Below are 614 nucleotides of genomic sequence, written 5' to 3' on the forward strand. Positions count from 1 at the left end.
AACGTCTCGTATATGAAAAGTAGCGCTAAAAGGAGGCATTATCTTTTCGGATTAACACAAGCGGAATTTTTAAATTTTACTATTTATTTAAATTTAGTGAAATCGTCAAATTTAAAAATTTGGCGACTGCCTAAAAATGCCCAATCTTTAGTGTTAGCGACGACTTACGCTATTTTTTATATACACTGTTGTAAAACGTACTTTATCCGATGTTGTGAGTTCTACCTTTTAATTTTCGCTTATTAAAATCAGAAACTCTTTTTTGGTCTTGTTTATCTAACATGAAGTAAACAGCAAATGGAAGTCCAAAAGCTATAATTACATATTGGTTGTCACTAAAAAACAGGAAGTATACAGTAATAATTACTAATAAAAAAACTCCTAATGCAACCGTTAAAAAAGGCATGTTAGAACGTTTGGCGAATAATTCGTCCACGTGAAAGACCGTATCAGTACCGCAATTTTTGCAGTTCATTTTTTTAGTTTCGCCGTCTTGCATTGCAAATTCAACACGAGTATTTGCATCGGTTCGGTATCCAATTTCGTTTTTACAATTTTTACATTTTCCGTAAACGTTCATTTATGCGTAATTTTGGTTTAGTATGTTTTACAAC

General features: G+C 31.9%; 1 protein-coding gene. It reads right to left on the reverse strand.

Going from position 1 to position 614, the window contains the following annotated elements; genetic code table 11:
- Window positions 1-202 precede the first annotated feature (202 nt).
- Entirely contained in the window at window positions 203-580 is a 378-nt protein-coding gene (locus CXF67_RS00180) for a hypothetical protein (protein ID WP_102086927.1), read from the reverse strand.
- Between the last annotated feature and the right edge of the window lie 34 nt (window positions 581-614).

Source organism: Psychroflexus sp. MES1-P1E (assembly GCF_002836055.1).
Classification (GTDB): domain Bacteria; phylum Bacteroidota; class Bacteroidia; order Flavobacteriales; family Flavobacteriaceae; genus Psychroflexus.